The sequence below is a fragment of the Kurthia senegalensis genome, from assembly GCF_000285595.1.
Taxonomy (GTDB): domain Bacteria; phylum Bacillota; class Bacilli; order Bacillales_A; family Planococcaceae; genus Kurthia; species Kurthia senegalensis.
Genome location: NZ_HE611064.1, coordinates 977,325 through 999,308 on the forward strand (window position 1 = coordinate 977,325; position 21,984 = coordinate 999,308).

General features: G+C 38.3%; 20 protein-coding genes, 1 pseudogene and 1 riboswitch. Of the genes and pseudogenes, 11 read left to right on the forward strand and 10 right to left on the reverse strand.

The window, feature by feature from the left end; translation table 11 throughout:
- Positions 1-123: 123 nt before the first annotated feature.
- Together KSHG_RS16185 and KSHG_RS18730 are read left to right on the forward strand one after the other, a co-directional pair.
- On the forward strand, positions 124-702 hold the full coding sequence (locus KSHG_RS16185) for a polysaccharide deacetylase family protein (protein ID WP_235728345.1): 579 nt from the start codon (positions 124-126) through the stop codon (positions 700-702).
- A gap of 433 nt (positions 703-1,135) precedes the next feature.
- Positions 1,136-1,426 (forward strand): annotated as a pseudogene (locus tag KSHG_RS18730) (transposase); the annotation flags it as partial.
- Here the strand turns inward: KSHG_RS18730 and KSHG_RS05095 are convergent.
- Positions 1,389-2,864, reverse strand: coding sequence for an aldehyde dehydrogenase family protein (locus KSHG_RS05095; protein ID WP_010302779.1), 1,476 nt, complete (start codon positions 2,862-2,864; stop codon positions 1,389-1,391). The pseudogene KSHG_RS18730 and the gene KSHG_RS05095 overlap by 38 nt on opposite strands.
- Before the next feature lie 147 nt (positions 2,865-3,011).
- Between KSHG_RS05095 and KSHG_RS05100 the strand changes: the two genes are divergently transcribed.
- Positions 3,012-3,815, forward strand: coding sequence for a TIGR00266 family protein (locus KSHG_RS05100; RefSeq protein ID WP_010302782.1), 804 nt, complete (start codon positions 3,012-3,014; stop codon positions 3,813-3,815).
- Between the two features lie 64 nt (positions 3,816-3,879).
- Here KSHG_RS05100 and KSHG_RS05105 read toward each other — a convergent pair whose 3' ends face one another.
- The 5 genes from KSHG_RS05105 to KSHG_RS05125 all read right to left on the reverse strand — a co-directional run bounded on the left by KSHG_RS05105 (position 3,880) and on the right by KSHG_RS05125 (position 10,526).
- A complete protein-coding gene (locus KSHG_RS05105; RefSeq protein ID WP_010302785.1) occupies positions 3,880-4,323 on the reverse strand; it encodes a hypothetical protein in 444 nt (147 codons plus the stop codon).
- A 13-nt stretch (positions 4,324-4,336) separates the two neighbouring features.
- Positions 4,337-5,299, reverse strand: coding sequence for a 2-hydroxyacid dehydrogenase (locus KSHG_RS05110; RefSeq protein WP_010302787.1), 963 nt, complete (start codon positions 5,297-5,299; stop codon positions 4,337-4,339).
- 131 nt (positions 5,300-5,430) lie between these two features.
- A complete protein-coding gene (locus tag KSHG_RS05115; RefSeq protein ID WP_010302791.1) occupies positions 5,431-6,471 on the reverse strand; it encodes a ribonucleotide-diphosphate reductase subunit beta in 1,041 nt (346 codons plus the stop codon).
- 189 nt (positions 6,472-6,660) lie between these two features.
- A complete protein-coding gene (locus KSHG_RS05120; RefSeq protein ID WP_010302794.1) occupies positions 6,661-8,892 on the reverse strand; it encodes a ribonucleoside-diphosphate reductase subunit alpha in 2,232 nt (743 codons plus the stop codon).
- 806 nt (positions 8,893-9,698) lie between these two features.
- Entirely contained in the window at positions 9,699-10,526 is an 828-nt protein-coding gene (locus KSHG_RS05125) for an undecaprenyl-diphosphate phosphatase (RefSeq protein ID WP_010302796.1), read from the reverse strand.
- A 186-nt stretch (positions 10,527-10,712) separates the two neighbouring features.
- On the opposite strand from KSHG_RS05125, the gene KSHG_RS05130 reads away from it, so the two are divergent.
- From KSHG_RS05130 to KSHG_RS05165, 7 genes are all read left to right on the forward strand, one after another.
- On the forward strand, positions 10,713-11,063 hold the full coding sequence (locus tag KSHG_RS05130; RefSeq protein WP_010302798.1) for a lmo0954 family membrane protein: 351 nt from the start codon (positions 10,713-10,715) through the stop codon (positions 11,061-11,063).
- A 16-nt stretch (positions 11,064-11,079) separates the two neighbouring features.
- On the forward strand, positions 11,080-11,700 hold the full coding sequence (locus tag KSHG_RS05135) for a PspA/IM30 family protein (RefSeq protein ID WP_010302801.1): 621 nt from the start codon (positions 11,080-11,082) through the stop codon (positions 11,698-11,700).
- A 96-nt stretch (positions 11,701-11,796) separates the two neighbouring features.
- Positions 11,797-12,471, forward strand: coding sequence for a cell wall-active antibiotics response protein LiaF (liaF, locus tag KSHG_RS05140; protein ID WP_010302805.1), 675 nt, complete (start codon positions 11,797-11,799; stop codon positions 12,469-12,471).
- Positions 12,468-13,487 carry a sensor histidine kinase gene (locus KSHG_RS05145; RefSeq protein WP_010302807.1) on the forward strand — a complete coding sequence of 340 codons (1,020 nt, stop codon included), beginning with the start codon at positions 12,468-12,470 and terminating at the stop codon, positions 13,485-13,487. The genes liaF and KSHG_RS05145 overlap by 4 nt, the downstream gene beginning before the upstream one ends.
- Positions 13,484-14,119 carry a response regulator gene (locus KSHG_RS05150; RefSeq protein ID WP_010302809.1) on the forward strand — a complete coding sequence of 212 codons (636 nt, stop codon included), beginning with the start codon at positions 13,484-13,486 and terminating at the stop codon, positions 14,117-14,119. The genes KSHG_RS05145 and KSHG_RS05150 overlap by 4 nt, the downstream gene beginning before the upstream one ends.
- A gap of 197 nt (positions 14,120-14,316) precedes the next feature.
- On the forward strand, positions 14,317-15,606 hold the full coding sequence (locus KSHG_RS05155; RefSeq protein ID WP_010302813.1) for a helix-turn-helix domain-containing protein: 1,290 nt from the start codon (positions 14,317-14,319) through the stop codon (positions 15,604-15,606).
- A 373-nt stretch (positions 15,607-15,979) separates the two neighbouring features.
- Positions 15,980-16,210, forward strand: coding sequence for a MerR family transcriptional regulator (locus KSHG_RS05165; RefSeq protein WP_010302817.1), 231 nt, complete (start codon positions 15,980-15,982; stop codon positions 16,208-16,210).
- A gap of 53 nt (positions 16,211-16,263) precedes the next feature.
- On the opposite strand, the gene KSHG_RS05170 is transcribed toward KSHG_RS05165, so the two are convergent.
- Entirely contained in the window at positions 16,264-17,253 is a 990-nt protein-coding gene (locus KSHG_RS05170) for a homoserine dehydrogenase (protein WP_010302819.1), read from the reverse strand.
- 192 nt (positions 17,254-17,445) lie between these two features.
- Here KSHG_RS05170 and KSHG_RS05175 point away from each other — a divergent pair, with 192 nt between their 5' ends.
- Positions 17,446-17,736, forward strand: a complete 291-nt coding sequence (locus KSHG_RS05175; protein ID WP_010302822.1) for a hypothetical protein — start codon at positions 17,446-17,448, stop codon at positions 17,734-17,736.
- Here KSHG_RS05175 and KSHG_RS05180 read toward each other — a convergent pair.
- From KSHG_RS05180 to KSHG_RS05190, 3 genes are all read right to left on the reverse strand, one after another.
- Positions 17,720-19,009: an O-acetylhomoserine aminocarboxypropyltransferase/cysteine synthase family protein gene (locus KSHG_RS05180; RefSeq protein ID WP_010302825.1), complete on the reverse strand. Its 1,290-nt coding sequence runs from the start codon at positions 19,007-19,009 to the stop codon at positions 17,720-17,722. The two genes, KSHG_RS05175 and KSHG_RS05180, sit on opposite strands and share 17 nt — an antisense overlap.
- A 107-nt stretch (positions 19,010-19,116) precedes the next feature.
- A riboswitch (SAM riboswitch) is annotated at positions 19,117-19,223 on the reverse strand.
- Positions 19,224-19,400: 177 nt separating this feature from the next.
- Entirely contained in the window at positions 19,401-20,138 is a 738-nt protein-coding gene (nfsA, locus tag KSHG_RS05185) for an oxygen-insensitive NADPH nitroreductase (protein WP_010302827.1), read from the reverse strand.
- A 147-nt stretch (positions 20,139-20,285) separates the two neighbouring features.
- Positions 20,286-21,974, reverse strand: a complete 1,689-nt coding sequence (locus KSHG_RS05190) for a tripartite tricarboxylate transporter TctB family protein (RefSeq protein ID WP_010302841.1) — start codon at positions 21,972-21,974, stop codon at positions 20,286-20,288.
- Positions 21,975-21,984 lie beyond the last annotated feature (10 nt).

The window sequence follows — 21,984 nt, forward strand, 5'->3', positions numbered from 1 at the left end:
TTCAAAATTCGTCCTCGACGGCACGAACATTAAAATCCATTACGCTCCTAGTATCGTTCAGAAAAAAGCTCCTCTATTTCAATTCCGTTAAAAGAAGTCTACTCAAAAACGCCTAAAAAACCGATTGCTTCTTTAAAATCAAACGGTCAAAGAGTCGTAGCACTTACTTTTGACGATGGACCTCATCCGAAAAATACGCCTAAAATTTTAGCGACACTTAAAAAACACGAAGCGACGGCTACTTTTTATATGCTCGGCAGCTTAGTGAACGAACATCCTTCTATTACTAAAGACGTTTTCAATGCGGGACATGAAATCGGAAATCATTCGTACAGTCACGAAAATTTATCGACACTTTCTGCTAAGAATGCCTTGAAAAATATTAATAAAACGAATGCCATCATTAAAGCAACAACCGGTTTTGAGCCATTAACTGTTCGTCCTCCTTATGGGGCACGAAATGTCAAAATGGAAAAATCGATGCATCAACCAATCGCTATTTGGGACATCGATACACTTGATTGGAAAACCCGAAACGGGGCAACGACATTCCAACGTATTAAAGATAGCGTTCATTCAGGATGCATTATTTTAATGCATGACATTCAACCTTCTTCTGCAGAAGAATTGGATGAAATTTTAACGTATCTTGATCGTAAAGGCTATTCATACGTCACGATTTCTCAACTGCAAGCAAATTAAAAAGAGGCTGGGACAAAACCCTAGCCAATAAGAAAAGACATTCACGATTTGAATAAAATCGTGAATGTCTTTTCTTATTGGCTTGTCAGCCGTTGTTCATCGTTTCGGCCGACGCTTTTCGCGGGCATGGCTCCATCTAATTTTTTTCGCGAGGGCGCGAAAAAAATGGATATTTCGCTCGTGCTGTTCCCGCAGAAGTCGCGTCCTCCACTCCGAACAACTTTTATATACTTCTATCAAAAATTCCTTATAGAAAAAAGGACAATTCCTGTTAAAATTTAAGTATCCTACTACCAAATCTCAAACGAAAGAAGTGTCCTTATGTTTAAAAATTATAACATGAATCAACTCATATTGCCGCTAGATTTAGAAGTAAAATTACAAAAAAATGATATTGCCTTTCATATTCACCATCTCGTAGAAAGTATTCCAAGAGAAGCTTTCAGAACCAAAAACAGCTTGAGATCTATCGTCAACGTAAAATCGACGTAGAACCAATTTTTGGATTTCTGAAAGCTAATTTAGGTTCACTCGATTTTCCGTTCGAGGAAAATCGAAAGTAAAAAACGAAATTGGCCTCGCATTAATGGCAACAAACTTAAGAAAATGCACAATAGGTGATGTCAAATTCGACATCACCTTCTCTATTAGAGGCTGGAATTTCCACTTATGTCCCAGCCTCTTTTTTAATTATCAATTTGAGCACGTTGTAATTTTCCACTAAAATCGATATAAATGCTTTTCACTTCCGTATACAAATCAAGCGCACTCACACCAGAGTCACGATGCCCATTCCCCGTTCCTTTCGTACCACCGAAAGGTAAATGAACTTCCGCTCCTGTCGTCCCTGCATTCACGTATACGATCCCCGTATCTAGATCTCGTTGAGCACGGAAAACGGTATTTACATCTTTCGTATAAATGGAGCTAGATAACCCGTAAGAAACGTTGTTATTCACTTCAATCGCTTCTTCTAAACTACCGACGCGAATTAAACCAACAACGGGACCAAAAATTTCTTCTTGTGCGAGACGTGCATCTGGACGTACGTCTTTGAATAACGTCGGCGCATAGTAACAACCTAAATCATAGTCGCCACCTTCTAAAATATGTCCACCTGTCAACAATGTCGCGCCGTCCAATTGCGCGAGTTCTACGTAACTATGAATTTTATAAAGAGCTTCCATATTAATAACCGGACCGACTTTATTTCGCTCGTCCAATCCATCACCAATCGTCAGCTTTTCCATTTCACTCAATAGCTTTTGTTGTAATGCTTCTTCAATATCTTTATGTACGATAACACGACTGCACGCTGTACAGCGCTGCCCTGCCGTTCCAAAAGCACTCCAAATAATTCCTTCTACTGCTAAATCAAGATCGGCATCGTCCATTACAATGACTGCATTTTTACCACCTAATTCTAAGGACACCTTCTTCAAATGATAGCCACCTAATTCCGCAACTTTGCGTCCTGTCGATGTAGATCCCGTAAACGAAATAACACCAATATGTGGGTTTTGAACAATTTCTGTACCGATATCTGTGCCCGAACCAAATACGACATTTACAACACCTTGAGGTAAGCCCACTTCGTCAAAAATTTTCGCCATTTCATACGCAATGATTGGCGTTTCAGATGCTGGCTTCCAAACGATTGCATTACCACTTACAATCGCAGGTAACGCCTTGAGTAATGGCACACCAATTGGAAAATTCCACGGTGTAATTAATCCGATAATGCCAACAGGCGTACGAACGCTCATCGCAAATTTATCATTCAACTCCGATGGCGTCGTCTCACCAAGTAATCGACGACCTTCACCCGCCATATAAAATGCCATGTCGATTCCTTCTTGAATTTCACCACGCGCTTCCTCAATTACTTTGCCCATTTCCTTCGTCAGCACTTCGGCTAAAAATTCTTTTTTCTCTTTTAATTTCACACCAATTTCTAATAAATAATCTGAGCGTTTCGGTGCTGGAATGTTGGCCCATTCTTTTTGCCCTTTTTCTGCTGCACTAATGGCTACATCAAGTGTATGAATTGTTGCCATTGGTACTTGTGCAATCGTATCACTCGTTGCAGGATTGATGACGTCCAAATACTTTTCTGTTTCATCAGCATAAAACGCACCAGCTATGTAGTGTGCTAATTTCATCGTGAATCCCCCTCATGATGTTCTTGTTATAAAATTAACAGAAAATACAGAAATTTAAAAGAGGTATTTTGTGTTGTCATACAATTGAAACTTTTTTTCACATAAGACGTATAGTAGTTGTATATAAAAAACAAGGAGGCATTCTCTATGATGAATGACGAAATTGATTTTAAAATCCACGGAGATGATATGCAATTTGTGGAAGTAGAGTTAGACCCCGGTGAGACGGCAATCGCGGAAGCCGGATCAATGATGATGATGGACGATGGGATCGTCATGGAAACGATTTTTGGAGATGGTTCTGCTGGACAACATGGTTCGGGATTTTTCGATAAATTGAAAGGTGCTAGTAAACGTTTATTAACAGGTGAAAGTTTATTCGTCACGACGTTCACAAACAACGGTTCAGGCAAGAAACACGTATCATTTGCCGCTCCTTATCCAGGTCGCATCATTCCGATGGATTTAAGTCGCTACAATGGCAAAATCATTTGCCAAAAAGACGCCTTTTTAGCTGCGGCTCGTGGTGTATCTGTCGGCGTTGAATTCCAACGTAAACTAGGGACAGGTTTTTTCGGTGGAGAAGGCTTTATTATGCAAAAGCTAGAAGGTGATGGACTTGCCTTCGTTCATGCAGGCGGTACGATTATTCGCAAAGATTTGCAAGTAGGTGAACGTTTACGTTTAGATACAGGTTGTTTAGTCGCTATGACAGAAAACGTCGACTACAATATCGAAGCTGCTGGTGGTATTAAAACATCATTATTCGGCGGCGAAGGCTTATTTTTAGCTACATTAACAGGACCAGGTTCCGTTTGGGTTCAATCAATGCCATTCAGTCGCCTAGCGAGTCGTGTTTTCGCCTCTGCCCCTGTTTCTAAAGGTGGCGGCGGTAGTTCTTCTGATGAAGGTGGCATCGGGAACATTTTCAACTTATTCAGCGATCGCTAACCTCTCATTTTCTTAACAAAAAAACACGGCAAACAGACATTCTGATTGCCGTGTTTTTTACTTTTTAATCCCAATGATTAAAAATGATGTCTCCTAAATTTCTCGGCTTCCAATAAGTTATTTGCTGAAGTTCTTCTGCATCAAGTTTCTCTAACTCTTCAGAAGATGGATACGTCAATAATTCATCTTCTGTCAAAAGCGTATAATGTGTACCGAATGTTGATAATGCTGCCGGAATATCGCAAAACCGAACCGGGTCGTCACTCGTCACAAATGCTCCAATACCGTAGTAGACGTTAACGAGTAGTTGAATACGCTCTCCGTCCACATCAAAAATCGCTTTATGATACGTAAATGGATAATCACATTCCACAATATTTACGAGCGTCACGCCTCTTTCAAGTGCAACGTCATAACAAACCGAACGAAATGCTTTCGCCTCGATTTCTTCTACTGTGTGTAAATCTCCCTCATTACAAAAACCCGTAATCCCTTTTGCTAATACCATTATGGTTTCCCCCTTAGATGACTCGATATGGAATCGATTGGTTCGTAAAATATGCTTCCCATGCGTCTAAATTTCTTTGTACCATTGCCTGTCTCGTTTCGACAGTTGCACTCCCGATATGTGGCATTGGCGTGAAATTCGGTAATGAAAGTAGCGGATGATTCGTCGATACCGGTTCTTCCACAAATACGTCTGATGCAGCGCCTGCGATTTCCCCGTTCACGAGTGCATCATATAGTGCCTCTTCATCGACAACACCGCCTCTTGCAACGTTAATGATATGTGCTGTTCGCTTCATCATTGCCAACGCTTCTCGGTCGATTAAATGATGCGTCTCTTTCGTAAGTGGCGTCAATACAATAATAAAATCAGCTTCTGCTAACAAATCGTTTTTCGAACGATACGTCACACCGTATCGTTCCTCCGCCTCTTCTTTTCGACTTCGATTGTGATACAACACATTCATATCGAAACCACTGGCCCGCTTCGCAACGAGTTCCCCAATTGCGCCCATACCTATAATTCCGAGCGTCTTATGATGCACGTCTGTCCCTGTCATCCCAAACACTTGCCACCCTAACCATTTCCCTTGGTACAACTGTTTGGCATTATCGAGCATCCTTCTCGCAGAAGTCATCAATAACGCAAAAGCTAAATCAGCTGTCGTTTCAGATAAAACATCTGGTGTATTCGTTACGATAATTCCTTTTTCTTTCGCTGCTTCTACGTCGATATTGTTGAAACCGACGGCTAAATTCGTAATCATTTTCAGCTTTGTCGTTCGATTCAAAACCGCAGCCGTTATTTGATTCGGAACGATTGTCCACAAATAATCAGCTTCTAAAACAGCCGCTTCAATCTCTTCTTGTGGCATATCATGTATATCATCTTGCCACATTTTTATCGTCACATACGGCTTTAAACGCTCAGCTAAGTCGTTCGGCAAATAAAACGTAATCCATAAAATTGGTTTCATACAGTACCTCCGTAATTTTCCCAAATTATACCACGTAACCGATTGTGAAAGACACTCTCACTCGTTTTACACAAAAAAAATCTACTCACAACAATTGCTGCGAGTAGATTTTTAAAGCGTATCAAAGAGTTTTATAATTCGTCGAATCCGTTATCTTTTACGTTTACTTTCGTATATTGACGAGATTTTTGTTCGAAGAAATCAGTTTTACCTAAATCTACATCTTCGTAAGCTTTAATCCATTTAAGTGGATTTTTACGGTAACCTTCAAATGGACGTTCGTAGCCTAATTGGTTACAGCGTGTATTCGCATAGAAGTAAATATAATCTTCTACATCTTCAATGTCTAAACCGTCAATTTTTTCACCGATAATTTCATTTGCCCATTCAATTTCAAGTGCAGCTGCTTCTTTGAATACACTTTGTACGTATTCTGCGCGTTCTGGTGTATCAAATTCAGGATACTCTTCTAATAATTCTTTGTAAATTTTCACGAATAAATCAACGTGTAGTTGTTCATCACGATTAATGTAGTTAATCATCGTTGATGTCGCAACCATTTTTTGATTACGTGCTAAATGGTAGAAGAATGAGAAACCTGAATAGAAGAACAAGCCTTCTAAAATAACATCATGCACGATTGAATCTAGCATGTTTTCAACAGTCGGTTCGTTTGAGAATTTTTCATATCCTTTAATAACGAAATCATTTCGTTTTTCAAGAACTGGTTCTGTACGCCAGTAATCAAAAATACGATCTTGCTCGTCTTTTGATACTAAACTTGAAAGAATGTATGAATAAGAATGGTTATGGATTACTTCTTGTTGCGCTAAAATAATCATCAACGCATTTAAGCTTGAATCCGTTAAAAAATCCGCTACACGACCTGCGTAATCTGTTTGGATACTATCTAAAAGTGCTAATAAGCCAATTGTTTTTTTGAATGTTTCTTTTTCTGCATCCGTTAACATAGGGAAATGTTTCACATCTGAAGACATATTGATTTCAAAAGGTGTCCAGAAGTTACCAAGCATTTTTTTATATTTAGGATAAGCCCAGCTGAAACGTACGTCATCCCAGTTTAAAACGTTTGATGAACGACCATTAACAATCGCTGTCGAACGGTTCGGAGCCTCTTTATCCATTAATTTACGTGGTTCAATTTTTGCCATAGTTGTTCTCCCCTAATTATCATTTAAATTTATATGCATTAATTTTATCACAACAAAATGATAATATGAAGTATTTTATCCTTTAAAAGAACTATCCTATTCTTTTTTTTGACACATTTATAGTTTTATGTACCTAAATTAAGGGATGCACATAATATGCATCCCTTAAGAAGTTTTTATCGTTTTTTATTAGCTAGCGCAAGATTCACATTCTAATAACTCAACAGATGTTGAACGAACGTAGTATGTTGTTTTCACATTCGATGCCCAAGCATTTAAGTGAAGTGCTAATAAATCTTTTGCTTTTACTGTATTTTGAACGTACAGATTTAATGAAATCCCTTGGTCGATATGACGTGCGCGTGCAGCATTTTGTTTAATCGTCCAGTTTTGGTCGATGAAGTATGCTGATTTATAATACCAAGTTGTTTTTTCATTTAAATCAGGAACTGTTACTGGAATTTTATAATCTTTTTTCTCTTCAGAGTATGATTTTTGGAAAATCGGATCAATACTTGCTGTTGAACCCGCGATGATTGAAGTTGAAGAGTTCGGAGCAACAGCCATTAAATAACCGTTACGCATTCCTTGTTCTGCAACTTTTGCTTTAAGCGCATCCCATTTTTCACTGCCATCATAGCCGTGTTTCGTGAAATAAGCACCTGTATCCCAATCTGAACCTTCATAATATGGGTAGCTACCTTTTTCTACTGCAAGAGCAGAAGATGCTTGGATTGTTAAGTAAGCAATTTTTTCGTATAAGCCGTCTGCATAATTAACAGCTTCGTCTGTTTCCCAACCGATACCCTCAAGAGCAAGTAAGTGGTGCCAGCCGAATGTACCAAGTCCGATACCACGGTAGCGAGAGTTTGTAAGCTCTGCTTGTGCAACTGGAATTGTGTTTAATTCGATTACGTTATCAAGCATACGTACTTGAATTGGGATTAAACGTTCTAAAACGTCCGCTGGAACAGCGCGTCCTAAGTTAATTGAAGATAAGTTACATACGACGAAATCGCCCGCTTTACGACGCGTTACGATTACACCATCTTCTAAAGTTGTTGATTCATATTGCGTCGCACTCATGTTTTGTGTGATTTCTGTACATAAGTTTGAAGAATAAATCATTCCTTTATGATTGTTAGCGTTTTGACGGTTTACTTCATCACGATAAAACATGAATGGAACGCCTGTTTCAAGTTGAGAACGCATAATACGTTTCATAATATCGATTGCATTAATCGTTTCACGGCTTAATTCTGGATTTGCGACACATTCCATATATTTCTCACGGAATGAACCGTCACCACGTTTTTCGTCATAATAATCTTCTAAATTGAAGCCCATTACCGTACGTACTTCGTGTGGATCGAATAAATGCCACTCTTTACGTTCTTGTACAGCTTCCATGAAAATATCTGGTAAACATACGCCTGTGAAAATATCGTGTGCACGCATACGTTCGTCACCGTTGTTTAATTTTAAATCTAAAAATGGGAAAATATCTTTGTGCCATACGTCTAAGTAAACAGCGATTGCACCTTGACGTTGACCTAATTGATCTACTGATACGGCTGTGTTGTTCAATTGTTTAATCCAAGGAATAACGCCTGAAGACGCTCCTTTAAATCCACGAATTGAAGATCCACGGCTACGTACTTTACCCATGTAGACGCCGATACCGCCACCGAATTTAGAAAGTGTCGCAACGTCTGTATTTGAATCGTAAATCCCTTGTAAGCTATCATCTACTGTGTCGATGAAGCAAGAAGATAATTGACCATGTGTTTTGCCGGCATTTGATAATGTCGGTGTAGCTGTCGTCATGTATAGATTAGACATTGCCCAATAAGCTTCTACGACTTTGTTTAAGCGGTCTTCTTTCTCATCTTGCATCAATGTCATAGCGATAATCATAAAACGCTCTTGAGGCAATTCTAAAGGTGTTTTATCGAAGTCACATGTTACGTAACGATCTAACAATGTTTTCAAACCGATATATGTGAAAATTTGATCGCGTGTCGCGTCAATTTGTTCTGCTAATTGTTGGCGTTCAGCTACTGTATATTTCTCAACTAAAAATTCTTCGTATAAACCTTTTTTAACGAGTTTTTCAATTTGCTCTGAAAATCCTTTATATACATCTTCAGGATTTGCAATGCCACGTTTTTCAGCTGCTTCTTTATATGTTTCCATAATAAGAAGACGGGCTGCTACAAATGTCCAATATGGTTCTTGCTCGTCCAAGAAACCAAGTGCATCTAAGCTAAGAGCTTTTGTCCACTCTGCATCATCTGCATCAGGATGTCTGTTTTCGAATCGTTCGTGTTTACGGAATAGAGGGCTCATCTCTTCTCTTCCGTATTTCTCCTCTAGCTGTGCTAAGATTGATTGTCTATTGTATGTCATCATTTGAACCATTCTCACCGTCTCCTTTACTTATAATCCAAAAATAAAAAAACGAACAAAATTACAGCAAAATAATGTCTGACATCATTCTTCTTTTTCATCGTTTTTACAATTGAATTATTCGATTTACTCTATATGTTGTGTATCCAAGTTGTTTAATGGAATATTTCCGGACCGATTAATACTACTTCATACAGTCTATGTTCTATAAAAAGCCATAATATATTCGGCCGATCTTGGGAAATAATCAGGATATGTATTTTCGGGGTAGACACAACATGTTGTGTTACCGATTGAAAACCATACAAATATATTGTGGTTTTTTCATAGTATTTAATCTATCATATTTTTAACCTTTTCAACAAGGTATAAAACTAAATTCGTAAAAAAGCACACTAAAGCCCTATTATTTTTTCAAACCAAATATAAAAATTATTCTTTCGATGTATTTACATCTAATTTCGTAGTGTTTTTTTGACAGCAATTGAAAGACGAACGAATGCTCGCGTTTTGAGGAAGGCGATTGATATTCAAATATACCGTTTCAAATGCACAATCTACGGCTTAATTATACAATTTTACGGCGTATAAACTGCCGTCTGCTGATTTTATTAAAAGGATTATTTTTAATACATCTGACTATCATTTCTATTTTTCACTTTAGTTATGTTAGCCCATTTTCATTATTTAGAGTTTTAATACTTGCATTTCAACTAACAGTACACGAAGTGACTATCATACATCTATTTCTATAGAAAAGGAAGAAAAAAACCTCGAACTAATTCGTAAGCTCGAGGTTTGCACACGCTTTAATGTACTTATAAAAATACGACGATTGCTAAAATAGTAGCAAGTACGATGCGATAAATCGCAAAAGGTACGAGTTTAATACGATCGATTAGTTTTAAGAAGAAGCGAATGGAAATTAAAGCAAACACGAAAGCACTAATAAATCCAACTACATAAAAGCCCATATCCCCTACATTAATTTCATCCCAGTGCTTCACTAAAGATAAACCACTCGCCCCTACCATAATAGGTACTGCCATAATAAATGTGAAATCTGCCGCCGTTTTATGGGTAAGCCCGAAAAGAACACCCCCAGAAATCGTTGAACCTGACCTAGAAAATCCTGGCCATAAAGATAAGCATTGTACGAGCCCTATAAGGAAGGCATTTTTGTAACTTATTTTATCTAACGATGTAATGCGTGGTGTCCTCGGTCCAAATCGATCTGCTGCAATCATTAAAAAAGCACCGACGAGCAATCCGATAATAACCGTTTCGATGCTGAATAAATGAGCATCAATGTAATTTTCTAATAAGACACCTAAAATACCTGCAGGTAAAATACCGATTAATACGTGAAGTACATTGAAGTGGCTCGATTTCGTTTGCCCTTCAAAATGGTATAAACCAATCAAGCTTAAAATACGTTTCCACATGACGACAACGACAGCTAAAATGGACCCAAGTTGAATAACGATTTTAAACGTATTCGCTGATGCATCTCCTAAAAACTCGCTCGTCTTCAACCACATATCGTCCACGATAATCATATGACCTGTAGAAGAAACCGGTGCAAATTCCGTCATCCCTTCGACAAATCCTAAAATTAAAGCTTTTAAAAATTCAATAAAATCCATAGACATCCCCTTTGCTCACCTTTTTGTTAATCGTATCACGCACGCAAGCGTCTATTTGTTCGTGTTATGTAAATTTTCTGAGACACTCTCAGCCTCTAGACCTAGTTAAAAATCCATTTCGAGACCGTTATGCAAAATGTAAATTCCCTATAGGATAGAGATACAAACAACAAAGGAGGCATTTACATGAAGAAATTTATGTTAGCTTGTATCGGCATCATTGCCGCAATTATCATTTTAGCGACACTCGGACCATTAGGTGGTTTATTGTTTTCAGGAGCAATTGCCTACGCCGGGATCCACTTCTATATTAAAGCGAATTCTACTTTTGCAAAAATCGTCTGGGGACTTGTCATTGTAGCTGCTGGATTAAGCGTTATTGCCAACTTCCCTGGTTTACTAGCAGCTGCCGCACTCGTTGGTCTTTACTATCTTTATAAAAAAGGCAGCTTCGGTAAAAAAATGACTCGTACGAAATCAACGAAAAATGATCCATTCCAAAACTTCGAAAAAGAATGGTCAAACTTAACGAAATAACGAAGGAGACTTTTATATGAACTTACTAGAACGTTTAAAATACACTTTCACGACTGATTTAGGAATCGAAACACGTGAAGAAAACCCTGTCGCTCGACTGAATCAATACGTACGTGACGCTGAAGTACAAACGAATGAAGCGAAAGCTTTGTTAACACGTCACCGTCAGCTAAAACAAACGATTGAAGAACAACTTGCACAAGCAACAGCATTACTTGAAAAAAGACAACAACAATGTCTTCTAGCAGAGCAAACAGGCGAAGAAGATTTAATTACGTTCGCTCATGCTGAAATGACCGTGTATACGAATCGTGTCAATATGTTGCAACAGTCTGTTGAAGAAGCAACTGCAACCATTATTCGTCTCGAACAAAAATATGAAGCGATGAAACATAAAATTGAAGATATGAAAATTCGCCAACTGCAATTAATGGGCTACGAAAATAACATCCGTGCAGAACGTCAAATGGAGGCAATGCTTCATCCAGAAAGTAAGCAACAGCTTTCAACAAAAGAAGAAATGGAACGTTATTTAGACTTACTTCAAACACCTCAAGCTTCGACAATTGAAGTGAGTTCATCATTAGAAGAGCGTTTAGCGGCATTAGAAGGAACAAAACTAGCTAAAAAAGCGTAAATTTTATACACTAATAAGATAGAAAAAGTAGCACAAAGTGATATCACTTTGTGTCTATTTTTATGTATACATACCGTTATGAAAGGAGGCATTCTAATGAAACATTCGACGAACACGATGACCATTTTTTTCTTCATTGCTATACTACTCATTTTTGTAGAAGGCTTTTTATTTGAAAATGGGTCGATCTTCTTCGTACTTTTTCCTTTATTTCTCGTTTACATTGCGTGGAAACGACAGAAGAAAAAATTATTTTGGATCAGCAGCATTTTCTCCATCTTATTTTTACTTTCGATGTGGAGCATGCGGCTCATTATTTTCCTCTTCCTTATTTATACGTTGTACCGTCTCATGAAAAAAGAACCGATTGAAGTGGATTTGTCCTTTTTCAAAAAAGCAGACCGCAAAGCCAATCGACTCGTCACGGAAGAGGAAGACATGACAACTGCCTACGCTTGGGAAGACGTACACGTTCAAAGTTTCGCAGGTCATTTAGTCATCGATACGACGAAAACGATTTTACCTCAATCCCTCGCCATTATTAACGTCCGCCAAGGATTTGGTAAAACGACGATCATCGTCCCTTACGAAGTGCCTGTTCATATTCATTACAATGCACTTTACGGCGAACTGTACCCGTTCCAACAAGCTCCTTATCGCTTAATGAACGAATCGGTCTCTTTTGAAGATGCAGCCTCTACGAATACGAAGCAACAACTTATTATTTACGTTTCAACATTTATTGGCGATCTGGAGGTGATTCGAAAATGACCAAATTCATTATTCGTTTCTTTAATTTTTTCATTTTATTTAGCGGTCTTTTCGTTATCGTAGGCTACGCGATTTACGACAGCTTTAAACCGTTCGAAACGCTATGGACGACTTCTATTTGGCAAGTGCCGTATGTCGGTTGGCTTGCGATTTTATTCGGGGCACTTAGCTTTTGCATTAGCGTTTGGTCTATCATCATTACGAAGCAACGTCAACAAACATATACGGTTGCGCTTGAGCACGTATTACAAAATACAGACTTAACATGGAAACGTCCCCTTCCTAAAAAACAAAAACTTCAATTTTTAGAATTACAGGAACTAATTCGCACACAAAAGAAAAGTTTACAGAGATTAATTAATGATGATGCGAAAGCGAAAGAAGCACTCGTACAAGAACAAGTCGTGCAAGAACGACAACGACTGGCGAGAGAACTTCATGATTCTGTGTCGCAGCAACTGTTTGCAGCCTCTATGATTTTATCTGCTTTAAACGAAACAGCTACTTTGCAACAACCCGCTGCACGCCAATTAAAACAAACAGAACAAATCGTTCAACAAGCACAATTAGAAATGCGTGCCTTACTTTTACATTTGCGTCCTGCCGCTTTGAAAAATAAAACACTTGCAGAAGGTTTACGAGATTTATTAACGGAGCTACGTCAAAAAGTAACATTCGACATTCATGAACGCTTAGAAGAAGTAACACTCCCAAAAGGTGCGGAAGATCATTTATTCCGAATTGCACAAGAAACGTTATCGAATACGCTACGTCACTCGAAAGCGACAGAAGTACAACTTCTCCTCGTCGAGCGCGACCAACGCGTTATATTACGCGTACAAGATAACGGTGTCGGCTTCTCTGTAGATGACGAATCGCACGGAGGTTCTTACGGGCTAAGAAATATTGAAGAACGTGCCATTGAAATTGGCGGCACGTGTAAAATTGTTGCCATTCCACAGCAAGGTACGATTGTAGAAGTTCAAATCCCAACTGAACAGGAGGAAACGAAATGATTCGAGTATTGTTAGCAGACGACCATGAAATGGTGCGTATTGGCGTATCGGCCTATTTGCAAGCACAAGCTGACATGGATGTCGTGGCAGAGGCAGAGAATGGTCAAGAAGCGTACGAAAAAGCACTGCACTATCGCCCTGACATTATTTTAATGGATATGGTCATGCCGATTTTAAACGGTGCAGAAGCGACGAAGAAAATTATTGCGGAGTGGCCTGATGCGAAAATTATGGTCGTGACGAGTTTTTTAGATGATGATAAAGTGTATCCTGCACTAGAAGCGGGCGCTATGAGTTATTTATTAAAAACGACAAATGCAAAACAAATTGCCGATGCGATTCGCAAAACAGTAAGTGGTAATACGATCTTAGAACCGGAAGTCACAACGAAAATGATGCAACGCATACGGACGAAAGAACATGCATTACACGAAGATTTAACCGAGCGTGAAATGGAAGTACTTTTATTAATTTCTCGCGGCATGACGAATCAAGAAATTGCTGATGAATTAATTATTGCAATTAAAACAGTGAAAACACACGTTAGCAACCTTTTATCTAAATTAGAAGTGCAAGATCGTACGCAAGCGGTTGTATACGCTTTTTCACACGGTCTCGTTCATACGAACTAATAAAATCCTCTATGGTTAAAATAAAAGGGATTTTATTAAAAAAGTTTTCAAATTTTAAACATGTAATGTAAATTTTATTTCATATGGCAAATAAATAATAACTTTCCATTTTTCAGTAGTATCTTCTTTGTAATTTCGATATAATTTAGAACATATTTACGCAAGAGAGGATTTATGATTAAAGTGAGGATTTACCATTGAAATTTGGGCAACTAATTAAATTGCATCGTCTCAAAAGCCATATGACACAACAGCAACTCGCAGATTCTATTTGCTCAACTTCTTACTTAAGCAAAATAGAAAAAGACCACGCCGTTCCAAAATTACACATAAAAAATGCATTGCTCGAGCGACTTAACTTGTCAAAAGACGTCATTCATCAAATCAATGAACAATCTTTTTTCAAAGACATCGAACATGCTTATATGACCGTGTTAAGTTTGCACGAAGCGCATCACGCACGAATCGTCTACAATAGCTTCTCCCCTTTTTCTATTAAGTTTAGAAATACCGATTATTTTTATAAAACGAATTTATATTTATTACATATCGCCATTATAGCGGAAGAACCCATTGAAACAGTTCAACATTTAATAGAAGGAATTCATAGTATACAAACACATTTAAATGCCGAACAACAATTTTTATATACGTATAATTCTGCATTGTATTACTTTAAGCTACAGCGTTATAAAGACGCGCTTAAAGCGATTCAACGCACGCAAAATTTATTAGCGGATTTAACGATTCATCCACTTGAAAAAGGGGCAATCTACTATTTACAAAGTCGTATTTATTTTTATTTATATGAATATGGAAGTGCTTACACAGCTGCAAAAAAAGCATTAACGATTTATAGAAATGTCGATTGTCATGACTACGTACTGAAATGCTACAATTTACTCGGCATTATTAATTTACGCTATAACAATTTTGACTATGCACTCAAATACTTAATTGACGGGTATGAATACGCTGTCCAACTTGGAAAAACTGCTTATTACGGACGTTTCCTTCAAAATTTAGGACTGACGAATAGTCGTATGCAAAAATCAAAAGTAGCGATTGATTATTACATGCGCAGTTTAGAAAAGAAAAGCGATCCGAAACGCCAACTTATTTCTATTCACTCGATTATTAAAGAGTATTCAAAATTAGAAAAAGATGAACAAGTCGTTCATTGGTCAAATAAGGGACTCTCTATTATTGAACAAAATGATTTGCAGACGTCCAACTTGCATCACTATTATCACTTCAAAGCTTTTTTAATGATTCATCATACGAAAGAAATCGACTTCGATTTCTTCCATACGCTCATCGCTTATTTTAAAAACATTAACGATCAACGAAGCATTCAAAAATATGCTTGTGTTGCCGCAGAAAAAGCACAAGATAAAGGGTTAGCTACTGAGGCACTTACGTTTTACAAAATTGCGAACAGCGCATCTCTTGCTTCTCATAACATCACGTATTGGCAAGATTTATAATGCACAAAATGAAAAAGCCTCCCTGGTTTTCGATAGATTATCGAAAACCAGGGAGGCTTCTTCTATACTTTCAGTCCTTTTAATTTTGCCTATGTCACATACGCATCTGCTGTCAGTTGATTCATTTAAAGTGCTGCAGACATCAACTGTTGCACACAAAAAGTAATACTACCAAAAGCGAGTGCTAAAGAAAACAGTGAGCCTAACACAGCTCCTTTTGTATGTTGTTTCGTAGACATTTATAAAGGACCTCCTTAACGTTTATGTGTAACGAGTATACAAACTCGCTATGTCAGTTTCATTACTAAACGTTTACGTTCTCGTTAAATTGCTATTTCTTCGTTATAATACAACTAGCGAAGGAGGTCATTTCTTGTATAAAACAATCGCTGAAACAGCCAAACATATTCATATGCCCGAAGAACAAGTAATGCGCTACGTACTTGAAGGGCGCATTCATGCTGTAGATGATGGCGAACAGTTTTTAATTAATAGCCAACAATTCGATACGTATTTTGAACAGCTAACACAACTTAAACATGAAATTGACCTGTGGAAATCTACGCCGATTCCAGAGGACATTGATATTAAAGATGAAGACTAAAAAAGAACATCGCTAAGAGGGAATTCGACAAACCTCTCACGCGATGTTCTTTTTTATACTTGTGCAACTGTGCGCTCAGGTTTCGCTAGCATATCTGCATAATCTTCCATCATGACACTCGCTGTCGGATACATACCTGCACCTGCACCGACCATCGTTAACGTGCCAATGTAGTTCGTATTTAATGTAACGGCATTGTTGACGTCATCAATCGCATACAACGGATGATCTGCGCCGACAAGTTGTGGACCAACTTGTGCGACGATTTCATTCGTTGCACTATCACGATACGCATCTGCGACGTGACGATAACGTAATCCTTTCGCCTTCGCTTCTTCCACTTGTTGAGACGTAATACAATCAATTCCGACGACCTCTACTTTGGACCAATCAGGTTGTTCTCCAAAAGCTAATGCACATAAAATCATTAATTTTCGGAACGCATCTTCGCCTGAAATATCATTGTAAGGATCTGCTTCCGCATACCCTAATTGTTGCGCTGCTTTGAGCGCGACATCAAAAGGTAATCCTTCTGTACGCATTTGCGTCAAAATATAGTTGGACGTCCCATTTAAAATTCCTTGAACGTGTTGCACTTCATTTACACGCAATAAATTTTGCATCGTTTTAATGACCGGTACACCACCTGCTGTCGTCGCTTCATATCCGACTTGTACGCCGTATTTTTTCGCTTTTTGTTGCAGTTGTTGACCGTAACGAGCAAACATCACTTTGTTCGCCGTAATAACATGACATCCTTTTTCAATGGCACGATCTAAATACGAGTAAGCAGGTTGTTCTCCTACAATCCCTTCAAAAACAACTTCTAAATCCGGAATAGCTAACACGTCGTCAAATGACTCTGTGAATAAAGAAGAATCGATTCCTTCACGTACTTTTGAAGCGTCGCGTACTAAAATTTTTACAATCTCAATTTCTACACCTAATGTTTCTTTAAAATGTGTACGACGTTCATGCACGATATTATAAATCCCCTGCCCTACTGTACCGAAACCTAAAATTGCCGCCTTGACTGATGCCATATATATTCGCCTCCAAATAATTGTTGATTCACATCTCGATGTATTCCTTAAACGTACAAATGTTTCTTCTATAAAAACAATTATACTTATTTTAGATGATAATTGAGAGAATATCAAGAATATTCTTTCTCCAAAGGACAGTTGTCTATTGTAAGTGGATAAATATAGCAACATAACAAGGAAATGCTTTTTGTGGCGAATGAGCCAATTTTCTATGTGGCATCGAATGAGATGCTTATTCCAGCAAATGGGCTAGTATTCTATGTCGCATCAAATGGGATGCTTACTTCAGCAAATGAGCTAGTGTTCCATGCTTCATCAAATGGGATGCTTGCTTCAGCGAATGAGCTAGTATTCTATGTCGCATCAAATGAGATGCTTACTTCAGCGAATGAGCTCGTGTTCTGCGCTTCATCGAATGGGATGCTTGCTTCAGCGAATGAGCTAGTGTTCATTAAAATAATTTCTATTGGGGCACACTAACTAATTTACTGAATGCATTTTGTAATGCAGCAATTAAATCATCTGGATTTTCTAATCCAATCGATAAACGAACGAGTTCTTCTGGTACACCTGAAGCGATTAACTCTTCTTCATTCAATTGTTGATGAGTTGTAGATGCTGGATGAATAATTAATGAGCGTGCATCCCCAACGTTTGCAACGTGTGAAAATAATTCAATCGTATCGATCAATTTTCTTCCTGCATCACGCCCGCCTTTAATACCGAACGTTAAAACCGAACCTGCACCATTTTTTAAATATTTTTGTACAAGTGGTGCATTTTCACTCGTTTCAAGTCCGTTATAATGTACCCATTCAACGAGTTCATGGTCATTTAAAAAATTTGCGACTTTCGCAGCGTTCTCGTTATGTCGTGGTACACGTAAATGAATCGTTTCAAGACCTTGAATGAAGTTAAATGCGGCATCTGGGCTTAATGTCGGGCCGAAATCACGTAATAAAATAACTCGTAATCTCGTCGCAAATGCGGCACTTGAAGCATCGATGCCATATCGAATGCCGTGATACGATGCATCCGGTTCTGTATAATCTGGGAATTTGCCGCGTGTCCAATCAAATTTCCCTGCATCAACGACGATGCCACCGATTGTCGTACCGTGTCCGCCAATCCATTTCGTCGCTGAATGAATAACGATATCTGCTCCAAATTCGATTGGATTCGCACCGATTGGAGAAGCAAATGTATTATCAATAATTAATGGAATTTCATGCTTATGTGCGATGTTCGCTAACGCTTCAATATCCGCAATCGATAAGCTCGGATTACCGATAGTTTCAGCGTAAATCGCTTTCGTATTTTCTTGAATTGCTGCTTCAAATTGCTCTGGGTGACGTTCATCTACAAATGTTGCTGTAATGCCGTATCGTGGTAACGTATTCGAAAATAAATTGTACGTGCCACCGTAAAGGCTATTTGCCGCAACAATATGGTCACCGGCTCTCGCTATATTTAAAATTGAAAATGAAATGGCTGCCATGCCAGACGATAAAGCAACTGCTGCTGTACCGCCTTCTAATAAGGCAACTCGCTTCTCAAAAATGTCTGTCGTTGGATTCATAATGCGTGAATAAATATTGCCCGCTTCTTCTAGACCGAATAATTTGCGTGCATGTTCTGCATCGTTGAATTGATACGCTGTCGTGCGATAAATCGGAACAGCAATCGCTCCTGTCACTGGATCCGGAGTTTGTCCTCCGTGAATAGCTACCGTTTCTTTTTGTAAATTTGTCATATGATATCTTCCTCCTCAGAAATAGTATTGATGGAACTTCGGAGGTGAAGAAGGAAACAAAAAAACCCTTCTTCATAAGAAGAGGGTTTACGTCTGCGGTAGTCCTCCCCTTATCTTTCAGATCCGAAAAAATCTGTAGGAATTAGCACCGTAGTATCGCTACTTGGTTGCCGGGCATCGCAGGGCCTAGTCCCTCCGCCACTCTTGATAAAGGTTTATATGATTGTTGTTCCATCAATTGCTACTTAGTATAACGAATCCTTTTTCAGTCGTCAACCTTATTATCAGAATTTTTACAAATTTCTTTAATTTACGCACATACAAAAATGCACGTTTGAAAAGGCGAACCATTTTCAAACGTGCATTCCATTTTTTTAAATAATTACTATGTTTATTTCCAAGTGAAGCCTTTTGACGCTAAGAAATCTTTCATATGCGGACGTTGTTGTTGCACGAGATAATCCGCCATTTGACGTGTCCAATTTTCATTCTTTTGATTCGCATTTCGATTTAAATAATACGTATTTAATTCCTCATCATATTGCGTTAATAACGCATCGTATTTTTCAACGTCATAGCCATTTTCATGCACGATTGCATCGATTGGTAAACGTGGTTTCGAGTCATTCGTTTTCGTCGGCGTACCTAATGTCATCGCAAACATTGGGAAGACGTAATCCGGTAAGTTAAACAGTTCGCTAATTTCTGCAGCACCGCTACGAGCGCCTCCGATATAACAAATACCGTAGCCTTCTGATTCGGCTGCAACGACGAAGTTTTGTGCGAATAAACCGACGTCATTCACACCTACTAAAATATTTTCAGCTGAATCTGCTGTAATGTCGATACCGTATTTTTGCCCCGCTATTTGCAAACGTTTAAAGTCGACGCAAAATAGTAATGACGCACCTGCTGTTTTAAATTGGAATTCATTTTTTGAAAATTGACCGAGTTTTTGTTTTTTCTCCTCGTCTGTCACGTAAATAACACTGTATGCTTGAACGAAATGAGACGTTGCTGCCATCTGTGCAGTTTGTAGCATTTCGTACACTTTTTCTTTCGGAATTTCCTCACCTGTATATTTACGAACTGACGTATGCTTACGTAACAATTGTTGTGTTTCCTTCATCAAAAACCAGCTCCTTATATGTAGTCTATTCAATCCATTTAACTATAACGGATTTAGTAAAAAAATGGCTACTGAAAGCGTTTTTTTATTCGTAAAATTAAAAACACTTCGGCATCGATTGAATACCGAAGTGTTTCGAACAAATGATTATTTTTCTAATCCTTTAACGACTAACTCTTTTACTGGTAAAAAGACGTCCGCTGAATTAATGTATGTTACCGTCACGTCATCTTTTTCTTCCAAGTAAATAGCAAGAGGTGCCACTTCAGTCGATACGATGTAATTATCGCCGTTGTCTAATAAGAAAGAAACGTTCGTAAAGTCACCATTTTTTTCTTTGTACACACGTACGACTTTTCCTTTAACTGTTTTCTCTTCTGCTGTTGAAGAACCATTGACCGTACTTGAAGCGTTGCTTCTACTCAATACCGTTTTGTATTGACGCAATGCTTCGTTCGCTGTCGCTCCTTGTACGGCAATTTCCGGATTTGCTGCAGAAACGACGTAGTAATTTTGTAAAAATCCGTTCGAATCTAATACAGGTACGAGCCAGCTCGCTTCTCCGTAGAAGTTATAAAGAAGTGGCATTGAGCCTTCCCATTTCTTCTCAACGAATTTTTTCTCTACGACTTGTAATGCCCCTTCAGAATCCATATACGACTCATCTTTATTACCTGTATAATACGTACCTTCACCCGTACGTGCATTCGTTAATGAATAGCCTAGCATCGAGTCGACGCCTTCTTTCGGACTCGTAAAGTCTGTAAAGTAATACATATCGCCTTTTTCATCGAATACAGGACTTACATTTGCTTCTGTCCCTTCATCGGAAGGTAATTTAATATCACGTTTACCGAAAATCGTATTAAAGAAGCCGTGTACGTATTTACCGAAGTAACTATTTTGAAGACTAACCGCTTCTGGTGAAACTGCACCATCGATAAATGATGGAACGTCTTTCAATTTATAGTTTTCAATCTTCCCTGTTTTCGCTTGTACCATCACAATTCCGTTTGGTTCAAAACCATTACGTGCCGAAATAAATTCTCCGTACGTACGAATATAGTACGGTGTCCCATCATCATCTATTTCTAATTGCACATCGCCACTAAAAATAGCTGTCGGATTGTGCAAACGCATATAACGTTCTACATTATTGTTTAAATAAGCAGACTCTGTATATTTCATCTCTTGTTTCACAAATTTAGCGTTCGCCGAAGAATCCGTCGCACTTAACATAAAGTAACCTGGAGATGTGCCACCTTTCACCCATTTCCAGAAATCTGAAAACTCAACAGGTGCAATGTAGACGTACTCTCCATTCACTTTTTGAATTTGTAAATTACCAAGTTCATAGTAACTCGTATTCGGTACTTGGCTAAATGCTTTTTTCATTTTGTTACGTGCATATTTTGGTGGTACACTTGCTGGCGTTTTCGTTTCGTCAAACGCCTTCAACTCTGTTTTTGTTTCCATTTTTGCAGATTCAAATTTATCATTCGCATTAAATAACGGTGCAACGACTAAATAAATCGCAAATAGCACGCTAAGTCCGGCAATTACCGCTTTTACTTTTCTTTCTACACCATTAGAGAATGTCACACCTACGATCGCCATAAGTAAAAATGCTGGCCACATAGCTGTCCAATTTAAATCCATTTTTGTTACGTATAAAATAACCGCCAATACGATAAAGACGAAGATCCAAATGCCGATGAAAAAGAATACTTTAAACTTCCCTTTAAAATCGCCTTCTTTTGTTTTGCCACTTAGCGGAACGACTAAAATACCCGCTATAACAGCAAAAATCGCACAAATCATTAATGTGGTGCCCATTTATATCCCT